Below are 7675 nucleotides of genomic sequence, written 5' to 3'. Positions count from 1 at the left end.
ATCCTCGGCGGCGATGCGCGCAACGCCTTCGAGAACCCGGGCGGCACGCGGCGTCAGGTCTTGTAAATTCCCAATGGGCGTGGCGACCACGTACAATGTGCCCGGAGGCTGGTAGGTCATACTGACTCCCGATTTTTTGATAACTTGCACGGATGGTGCGCTATGCTTGTGCAAGGATTGAGGGAACCATCCTCGGCACAGCCTCTGCACCAACGCAAACCTAAGGAAGGATACATGAAACGTTCACTTCGTGGCCTGCTCGCCACCGCCGTCACGGCGCTATTGATCTCCGGGTGCGCCACCCAATCGCCCAGCGTGGTGGACCGCATGGCCGGCGAAGACGCCGGACGACTCCTGGATCAGGCGGAGCAGCAGGCGCCCGGCCAGGCCGCCCAGAGCCGCCTGGAGGCGGCGGACATCCTGGCCCAGCAGGGCCAGCGCGAGGCGGCCTTCGAGGCGGCGAGCGCCGTGGAGGAAGGCGAGCTGTCCGATCGTGACCGGGTACGCTGGGCACTGCTGTTCTCCGAGCTCGGCCGGGCCCTCGACGACCCCCGCGCGGTGCTGCGCGCCACCCAGGTCCTCGACGACGAGCTACCCATGAGCGGCGACGCCCAACAGACGCTGCGCGAGCGCGCCCAGTGGGCTCGCGGCGCGATGGACCAGCCCGGCCGCACCCAGGCGAGCCTGCCGGAACTCGAAGGCCAGAGCATCACGCGCATCATGGTCGCACTGCCCCAGTCCGGCCCGCTCAGCAGCATCGCCGACACCCTCAGCAACGCGATGCACCAGCACGCCTCGATTCGCGGTGGCGATGTCCAGCTGAGCTTCGTCGATGCCTCCCAGTACTCGATGGACGAGCTCTACCGCCGCGCCGAGGAGATGAATGCCCAACTGATCATCGGCCCGCTCGACAAGGAGCAGGTGAGCCGTCTGGAGCAGCAGTCCGACGTGCCGGTACCGACGCTGGCGCTCAACTACGGCAGCAATGCCCAGAACCAGGCGTCGCGCCTGTTCCAGTACGGCCTCTCCGCCGAGGACGAAGCGCGCCAGGCAGCGCGCCGCGCCTATGAAGACGGTCGTCGCCAGATGTCGGTCATGGTGCCGGACAACGACTGGGGCCGCCGGGTCGGCGAAGCCTTCTGGAACGAGTTCCAGGGCCAGGGGGGCGAAGTGACCAACGCGGTGCGCTACAACCCGAGCAACCCCGTTTCCAACGCCGTGCAGACCGCGCTCAACGTCAGCGGCGACCGCGCCCAGCTCGGCAACATCGACGCCCTGTTCCTGCTCGCCTTGCCTGAGTACGCGCGCCAGGTACCGCCGACCATGGACTACTACTACGCGCCGGACCTGCCGATCTACGCCACGTCGCACCTGAACGAAGGCTCCCGCGAGCGGCGCCTCGACCAGGACTTGAACGACGTCATGTTCGTCGATATCCCGTGGCAGATCCCCGATGCCGCCGTTGGCGGCCCGGAAGCTCTGCCCTTCTACCAGAGCTACGAGGCACTGAGTGGCGAAGGCGACGCCTCGCTGTTCCGCCTGCAGGCGATGGGCGTCGACGCCTTCGAACTCGCCACCCGCCTGTCGGATATCTCCTCGATCCAGGGCTTCAACGGCGCCACCGGGGAGCTGTCGGTCGCAGGCGATGGTCGCATCCATCGCGAACTGCCCTGGGCACGCTTCCAGAACGGCCGGCCCGGCCCGATCCTGACCCCGGGACTGTTGGGTGACTGATAGACCCCAGACCGCGCGCAAGCGCGGTCTGGCCATTGAGCGCCTGGCCGCCCGATGGCTGATCGACCGGGGGCTTTCGCTCGTGAGTACCAACTACCAGGTCAAGGGCGGCGAGCTCGACCTGATCATGCGAGACGGTGACACCCTGGTCTTCGTCGAGGTGAAGCATCGCGCCACCTCCGCCTACGGCCACCCCCTGGAAACCATCACCCCCACCAAGCAGCGGCGCCTGATTCGCGCCGCTTCGCTGTATATCGCGCGTCACGCTGTCTCAACCCCGTGCCGTTTTGATATTCTAGCCATCACCGGCCACTCCCCTTCTCTGGAATTCCACTGGGAGAAGGCGGCTTTCGACGCTTACTGACATGACATTAGGAAGCCCTCATGGACTTTCAATCCCGCATTCTCGACCACTTCAACGCCAGCATCGACACCAAGACCTATGCCAGCGAAGTGCTGCCACCGTTCATCGAAGTGGCCAGCCAGATGATGGTGCAATGCCTGGTCAGCGAGGGCAAGATCCTGGCCTGCGGCAATGGCGGAAGCGCCGGCGACAGCCAGCACTTCTCCGCCGAGCTCTTGAACCGCTTCGAGCGTGAGCGCCCGAGCCTGCCGGCGCTGGCACTGACCACCGACACCTCCACGCTCACCTCGATCGCCAACGACTACAGCTACAACGAGGTGTTCTCCAAGCAGATCCGGGCGCTGGGCCAGCCGGGCGACATCCTGCTTGCGATCTCGACCAGCGGCAACTCCGCCAACATCGTCCAGGCGATCCAGGCCGCTCACGACCGTGACATGACGGTGGTGGCGCTCACCGGCCGCGACGGCGGCGACATGGCGTCGCTTCTGGGCCAGGACGACTGCGAGATCCGCGTGCCGGCCACCTCCACCGCTCGCATCCAGGAAGTGCATCTGCTGGTGATCCACTGCCTGTGTGATCTGATCGACGAGCAACTCTTCGGCGGCGCCGCCTGAGCCCGCCCAGGTCAACCCTCTTTCTCAAGGAGTCGACAATGGCCCTTCGTAACGCGTTTCGTACCTTTTGCCTGATGGGCGTTTGCAGCGCGGTGCTGCTGGCAGGCTGCGCCAACAACTCAGCTTCCAATCCCTCCAACTACGGCCAGCGCAGCAACGACGTGCAGGCCGTGGACTCGACCATCGAGCGCCAGGTGGAGCGCGCCCTGGATCGCGCCGATGCGCGCCTGGGCGACGCCCGCATTCGCGCCCACAGTTACAACGGCTCGGTGCTGCTGGTCGGCCAGGTACCCAGCGAGGAGCTGCGCGACAAGGCGGGCCAGGTAGCCTCCAGCCTGCGCGGCGTCAACCAGGTGCACAACGAGCTGGCGATCGCCGCCAACCTGCCCGCCAGCCAGCGCCTGACCGATACCTGGCTCACCACCAACGTGATCAGCCACCTGGCCACCAACGATTCGATCGACTCGTCGAAACTCAAGGTCACCACCGAAAACGCCAGCGTCTACCTGATGGGCATGGTGACCCGCCAGGAATCCGACCGCATCGTCAATGCCGCCTCGGCGGTGGGCGGCATCCAGCGCATCGTCAAGGTCTTCGACTACATCGACTGACGCTCGCCACCCTGCCATGAAAAAGCCTCGCGAATGCGAGGCTTTTTTTCGTGCCGGATCGGAAACTACGCGACGACCAGTTACTTGACGACGCGAAGGGTCGGCTTCTTCTTGGGCTTGCCGCCCTTTGGCGGCTCGTCGTCCGGCCCGTCGGTGGACTCGGTGACGCTGAGCTGGGGCCCTGCATCCTCGTCGCGCGGCGCATCGTCCGCCTCGCCTTCATCCTCTTCGGACTCGAGCTCGGGCTCGTGGCCGAAGACCATGCCTGCGCCGTTTTCGCGGGCGTAGATCGCGATCAGCGCTTCGGTGGGAATCAGAACGTTCATCGGCTGGCCGCCGAAGCGGGCGCTGAAACCGATCGCCTGGTTCTCCATGAACAAGTCGCGCACCGCCGTGGGGGCGACGTTGAGCACGATCTGGCCATTCTGCACGAACTGGCGCGGTACCTCGACCCCGGGCAGCGTGGCATCCACCACCAGGTGCGGCGTCAGGTCGTTGTCGAGAAGCCACTGATACAGGGCTCGGGCAATATAGGGACGGCTCGATTTCATCAGACTTCCCTCTTTCAAAATCGGCAGGGCCCCGCCACCGGCGAGGCCCTGAAGGGTTATGTACGCATCTCTTTCTCGCGCTCGTTCAAGGACTCCTTGAACGCGTCGCGCTCGAAAACCCGCGCCATGTAGCTCAGAAGCGGCTTCACCTGCTTCTCGGGCAGCTCGATGTTGAGCTCCGGCAAGCGCCACAGGATCGGTGCCAGACAGCAGTCGACCAGCGTGAACTCGTCGCTCATGAAGTAAGGCATGTCCTCGAAGATCGGCGAGATGCCGATCAGGCTTTCACGCAGCTCCTTGCGCGCCTTGTCGGCCTCCTTCTTGCCGCCAGTGCGAATCTGGTCGAGCAAGGGGCACCATTCGCGCTCGATACGGTGCATCCAGAGCCGACTCTGGGCACGGGCGACCGGGTAGACCGGCAGCAGCGGCGGGTGCGGGAAGCGCTCGTCCAGGTACTCCATCATCACCTTGGATTCGTAGAGCACCAGATCGCGATCCAGCAGCGTGGGGACGCTGTTGTAGGGGTTGAGATCGGCTAACTCCTGCGGCGGCTGGTCGTCGTTGACATCGACGATGTCCACGGCGACCCCTTTCTCGGCCAGAACAATGCGCACACGATGGCTAAAATGATCGTCGTTTCCGGAGTAGAAGATCATAGAAGACCGCTTGGCCACAACACCCATGAAAGCATCCTCGTTATAGAACAGTAGTCAATGATACCATGCCGGGAGCCTCCGATGTTGGCGACTCCGCGCTCGCTTGCGGCGCTCGACGCACCTTAACATCCCTTTACACGCTTTTGGGCACTTGCTCTCAACGCACGGGGCCGACATGAAAACGCCCAGGCCATGGGCCTGGGCGTTCTCGCAGTACCAGCGCTGAAATTAACGCTTGGAGAACTGCGGACGGCGACGTGCTTTACGCAGGCCGACTTTCTTACGCTCGACCTGACGGGCATCGCGGGTCACGTAACCGGCAGCGCGCAGCGCCGGGCGCAGCTCTTCGTTGTATTCCATCAGAGCGCGGGTGATGCCGTGACGAATGGCGCCGGCCTGGGAAGAACCGCCGCCGCCTTCAACGGTGACGTAGACGTCGAACTGGTTCAGGGTCTCGGTCAGCTCGAGGGGCTGACGAACCACCATGCGACCGGTCACGCGACCGAAGAACTCGTCGAGGGCGCGGTTGTTGACGGTGATCTTGCCGGAGCCCGGCTTGAGGAACACACGAGCGGTGGAAGTCTTGCGGCGCCCGGTACCGTAATATTGCTGTGACATGGCGAAGATTTCCTTAAATGTTCAGTTCAAGCGGCTGCTGAGCGGTATGGGGATGCTCGGCACCAGCGTACACTTTCAACTTGGAGTACATGGCGCGACCCAGCGGGCCCTTCGGCAGCATGCCCTTGACGGCGAACTCGATGATGCGCTCGGGCGCATGGTCGAGCATCTTGTCGAAGGTCATGGAGCGCAGACCGCCCGGGTAACCGGTGTGGCGGTAGTAGGTCTTGGCCTTGGCCTTGTTGCCGGTAACCTGGACCTTCTCGGCGTTGATCACGACGATGTAGTCGCCGGTATCGACGTGAGGCGTGAATTCGGGCTTGTGCTTGCCACGCAGGCGGCGAGCGATTTCGGTGGCCAGACGACCGAGCGTCTTGTCCGTAGCATCGACAACATACCAGTCGCGCTGGACGGACTGCGGCTTAGCACTGAACGTCTTCATGGATGAATTTCACCAGTTTAAGTGTGTTGGGTGAGAAGGCATGACGCCTTTCACCATCCCTATTCTTTTTGGTTACCGACCCGCCGACACGTGCGTCTCGAAAGGCCTGTAACGTACAGCGAGGCGGCATTCTACACGAGCATTGCCGACAAGTTAAGTACCGCGCGGCTTTTTTCACGACTCACGGCTTGTGGGGAAGCGCCAGGTATTCGCGCGACTGCATCTCCTGCAGCCGCGACAGCGTGCGCTCGAACTCGAAGGTCAGCTTGCCGTCGGTGTAGAGCGACTCCACCGCCACCTCGGCGGACATCAGAAGCTTGACGCCGCGATCGTAGAACTCGTCCACCATGTTGATGAAACGCCGCGCCTGGTCGTCCTGTTTCGCGCCCATCTGGGGCACATTGGAGACCAGCACGGTATGGAACTCGCGGGCGATCTCGATATAGTCGTTCTGGCTGCGCGGGCCGTCGCACAGCGCCTTGAAATCGAACCAGGCCACGTTGTCGCCGAGCCTGCGAGTCTTGAGCACGCGATGATTCACCTCGAGCGGCGCCTCGGCCTCACCGGCCTGGCCGGCGATCTCCTTGAAACTGCGGGCAAGCTCGCGCTCGGCCGCCTCGTCGCAAGGGGCATGGAAGATTTCGGCGCGCTCGAGCGCGCGCAGGCGGTAATCGACGCCGGAATCGACGTTCACCACCTCGCAGTGGCGGTTGAGCAGCTCGATCGCGGGCAGAAAACGCGTGCGCTGCAGGCCATCCTTGTAGAGGTCGTCGGGCACGATGTTGGAAGTCGCCACCAGCACCACCCCGCGCTCGAACAGCGCCTCGAGCAGGTTGGCCAGAATCATCGCGTCGGTGATGTCCTTGACGAAGAACTCGTCGAAGCAGATCACCCGCGCCTCAGTGGCGAACTTGCCGGCGATCAGCTCGAGCGGATTCTTCTCGCCCTTGTAGTGGTTGAGCTCGTTGTGCACCCGTTGCATGAAGCGGTGAAAGTGGGTGCGCATCTTGTCGGGAAACGGCAGCGCCTCGAAGAAGGTATCGACGAGATAGGTCTTGCCGCGCCCCACCCCGCCCCAGAAATAGAGCCCGCGCACCCGCGGCAGCGCCGGCTCGCCCTGCGGCTTCTTCTTGCCCATGAGTCCCGCCATGCGCGCCTTCAGCCCCTTGTGGGCCACCACGGTCTTGGGTGTGGTCGAGGGCGTGGCCAGAAGCTCGTCATAGAGGCGCTGCAGATTCTCGACCGCGTTCTGCTGGGCGGCATCGAACTGGAAGTCGTCGCGCTGAATGTCGCGTCGATAGCGCTGAAGGGGCGTGGGCGGATGGGCGGGACTTGCCTTTGCCGAGGCGACAGTCGATGACATTCAATACTCTCCCGGTCGATGGCGCGGCCAAGGCGGCCAGTGCGTGAAGGCGGCTAATTATACGCGCGTTAAGCAATGAGCGCATCGGCGCATTGACCCGAGCCGCCGACAGGCGCCTATAATGCAGTAGGGTTCGCCAGCACGCTCAGCGATACGCCGGAACAGCGTCAATCACTTTCAGGGAGAAGACTGTGGAAGCAAACTCACCATTCATCTATGCACTCGTCGGCCTGGTCGTCGGTTTTCTCATCGGCCTTGCGTGCTACCGGCTAATGAGCCGGGGTGAGCGTCACCGGGCATCGCTCAAGCAGACGCTGCTCGAGCGCGAGCACCAGATCGCCGAGCTCAAGAAGGCGATGGGCGGCCACTTCGGCAACGTGCGCGACTGCCTGAACGGCATTCGTCGCCAGGCCGACGAGCTCGAGAGGCAGATGCAAAAAGATGCCGGTCAGTGGCAGCTCGCCCACCGCCCGACTCCCGCGCAGGACGATGCCCCCAAGGCCGGCACACCTCATGCCACGCCCGGCGCCAGCGACTCCCCGGCCATGCCGCGCGACTACGCCGATGGCAAGGGCGGCACGCTCTCCGAAGACTTTGGCCTCAAGAACAATGCCGCGAACAAGAGCGACGTTGCCCAGCCGCCGCGTTATTGAGCGAAAAGCAGTGAACCCGGCCAACTTGGCAGCCTGAATCCCCCCGAGTCGACCGACGAAGCGAGGCCC

10 protein-coding genes and 1 pseudogene are annotated in these 7675 nt (G+C 63.7%); 5 read left to right on the top strand and 6 right to left on the bottom strand.

Annotated features, from left to right (window positions below; translation table 11 throughout):
* A pseudogene (locus tag BIS11_RS07250) lies at positions 1–120 on the bottom strand (rRNA (cytidine-2'-O-)-methyltransferase); the annotation flags it as partial.
* Between the two features lie 114 nt (positions 121–234).
* Between BIS11_RS07250 and BIS11_RS07245 the strand changes: the two are divergent.
* The 4 genes from BIS11_RS07245 to BIS11_RS07230 are packed head-to-tail and all read left to right on the top strand — an operon-like array spanning position 235 to position 3323.
* Positions 235–1734, top strand: a complete 1500-nt coding sequence (locus tag BIS11_RS07245; protein WP_253423231.1) for a penicillin-binding protein activator — start codon at positions 235–237, stop codon at positions 1732–1734.
* On the top strand, positions 1727–2098 hold the full coding sequence (locus tag BIS11_RS07240) for a YraN family protein (protein ID WP_253423228.1): 372 nt from the start codon (positions 1727–1729) through the stop codon (positions 2096–2098). The genes BIS11_RS07245 and BIS11_RS07240 overlap by 8 nt, the downstream gene beginning before the upstream one ends.
* A 20-nt stretch (positions 2099–2118) precedes the next feature.
* Entirely contained in the window at positions 2119–2712 is a 594-nt protein-coding gene (locus BIS11_RS07235) for a phosphoheptose isomerase (protein WP_227390391.1), read from the top strand.
* Between the two features lie 38 nt (positions 2713–2750).
* Positions 2751–3323, top strand: a complete 573-nt coding sequence (locus BIS11_RS07230) for a BON domain-containing protein (RefSeq protein WP_253423225.1) — start codon at positions 2751–2753, stop codon at positions 3321–3323.
* An 80-nt stretch (positions 3324–3403) separates the two neighbouring features.
* Here BIS11_RS07230 and BIS11_RS07225 read toward each other — a convergent pair whose 3' ends face one another.
* The 5 genes from BIS11_RS07225 to zapE form a co-directional block, all read right to left on the bottom strand.
* Positions 3404–3874 carry a ClpXP protease specificity-enhancing factor gene (locus BIS11_RS07225; RefSeq protein WP_253423222.1) on the bottom strand — a complete coding sequence of 157 codons (471 nt, stop codon included), beginning with the start codon at positions 3872–3874 and terminating at the stop codon, positions 3404–3406.
* 56 nt (positions 3875–3930) lie between these two features.
* A complete protein-coding gene (gene sspA, locus BIS11_RS07220) occupies positions 3931–4557 on the bottom strand; it encodes a stringent starvation protein SspA (RefSeq protein ID WP_253423219.1) in 627 nt (208 codons plus the stop codon).
* Positions 4558–4758: 201 nt separating this feature from the next.
* Positions 4759–5148, bottom strand: coding sequence for a 30S ribosomal protein S9 (rpsI, locus tag BIS11_RS07215; protein WP_227390387.1), 390 nt, complete (start codon positions 5146–5148; stop codon positions 4759–4761).
* 13 nt (positions 5149–5161) lie between these two features.
* Positions 5162–5590: a 50S ribosomal protein L13 gene (gene rplM / locus BIS11_RS07210; RefSeq protein WP_227390386.1), complete on the bottom strand. Its 429-nt coding sequence runs from the start codon at positions 5588–5590 to the stop codon at positions 5162–5164.
* 181 nt (positions 5591–5771) lie between these two features.
* Positions 5772–6953, bottom strand: a complete 1182-nt coding sequence (zapE, locus tag BIS11_RS07205; protein WP_253585870.1) for a cell division protein ZapE — start codon at positions 6951–6953, stop codon at positions 5772–5774.
* A 191-nt stretch (positions 6954–7144) separates the two neighbouring features.
* Here zapE and BIS11_RS07200 point away from each other — a divergent pair, with 191 nt between their 5' ends.
* Positions 7145–7606 carry a DUF1043 family protein gene (locus BIS11_RS07200; protein ID WP_253419565.1) on the top strand — a complete coding sequence of 154 codons (462 nt, stop codon included), beginning with the start codon at positions 7145–7147 and terminating at the stop codon, positions 7604–7606.
* Positions 7607–7675: the final 69 nt, after the last annotated feature.

Origin of the sequence: Halomonas sp. 707D4, assembly GCF_024158685.1 — a bacterium.
Lineage (GTDB): Bacteria > Pseudomonadota > Gammaproteobacteria > Pseudomonadales > Halomonadaceae > Vreelandella.
The sequence above is the reverse complement of the archived record's forward strand: the minus strand, read 5'-3'. Positions and strand labels throughout refer to the sequence as shown.

What these genes read in the sequence shown, in the direction of transcription:
- zapE (WP_253585870.1), bottom strand. Translation starts at nt 6,953, where the DNA reads ATGTCATCGACTGTCGCCTCGGCAAAGGCAAGTCCCGCCCATCCGCCC.
- BIS11_RS07230 (WP_253423225.1), top strand. Translation starts at nt 2,751, where the DNA reads ATGGCCCTTCGTAACGCGTTTCGTACCTTTTGCCTGATGGGCGTTTGC.
- BIS11_RS07235 (WP_227390391.1), top strand. Translation starts at nt 2,119, where the DNA reads ATGGACTTTCAATCCCGCATTCTCGACCACTTCAACGCCAGCATCGAC.
- sspA (WP_253423219.1), bottom strand. Translation starts at nt 4,557, where the DNA reads ATGGGTGTTGTGGCCAAGCGGTCTTCTATGATCTTCTACTCCGGAAAC.
- rplM (WP_227390386.1), bottom strand. Translation starts at nt 5,590, where the DNA reads ATGAAGACGTTCAGTGCTAAGCCGCAGTCCGTCCAGCGCGACTGGTAT.
- rpsI (WP_227390387.1), bottom strand. Translation starts at nt 5,148, where the DNA reads ATGTCACAGCAATATTACGGTACCGGGCGCCGCAAGACTTCCACCGCT.
- BIS11_RS07225 (WP_253423222.1), bottom strand. Translation starts at nt 3,874, where the DNA reads ATGAAATCGAGCCGTCCCTATATTGCCCGAGCCCTGTATCAGTGGCTT.
- BIS11_RS07245 (WP_253423231.1), top strand. Translation starts at nt 235, where the DNA reads ATGAAACGTTCACTTCGTGGCCTGCTCGCCACCGCCGTCACGGCGCTA.